Origin of the sequence: Paenibacillus marchantiophytorum, from assembly GCF_014640555.1 — a bacterium.
Lineage (GTDB): Bacteria > Bacillota > Bacilli > Paenibacillales > NBRC-103111 > Paenibacillus_E > Paenibacillus_E marchantiophytorum.
Genome location: NZ_BMHE01000151.1, coordinates 1 through 597 on the forward strand (window position 1 = coordinate 1; position 597 = coordinate 597).

Annotated in this window: 1 protein-coding gene; it reads left to right on the plus strand. The window is 42.0% G+C overall.

Annotated features, from left to right (window positions below; all coding sequences use genetic code 11):
* On the plus strand, window positions 1-583 hold a 583-nt coding region (locus IEY34_RS36400; protein ID WP_268240232.1), incomplete at its 5' end, for a group II intron maturase-specific domain-containing protein.
* Window positions 584-597 lie beyond the last annotated feature (14 nt).

Sequence of the window (597 nt, forward strand, 5' to 3'; positions counted from 1 at the left end):
CTACCTGGATAAGGTCTGGGAAAACAAATTTACCGAACTCGGCGCCCTCGTCAGATTTGCTGATGATCTCGTCATTCTGTGCAAAACCAAAGAGCAGGCTATGAAGGCAATCGATGTGTTAAAAGCGGTATTCAATAAACTTGAAATAGAGATAAACACATCCAAATCAAAGCTCGTCAACCTATGGGATGACAAAGCAGGATTTGACTTTCTGGGCATGCATCACCGGAAAATCCCCAAACAGGTCAAGGGAGTAGCCCATTATATATTGCGGAGCTATCCATCGAAGAAAGCCATGAAGAAGATGAAAGAGAAGGTAAAGGAAGTTACCGAACCACGAAACCGACTGTTCTGGACAATGAACAGAATGGTTGAGGAACTCAATCCGAAGATTCAGGGATGGAGAAATTACTACGCGATGGACGCCTTTGCCGATTTATTTCTGAATAAAATCGACTGGTACATTCGAAAGAGATTGATGCTGTTTTGGAACAAGAAATGCAATCGTCGTATGAAACACAGTAATTCCAGATTAACGGGTATTATTGCTGAGCACTCTGGATTAAAGAAACTCGTTGGATAGGAAAGTACCGTAAA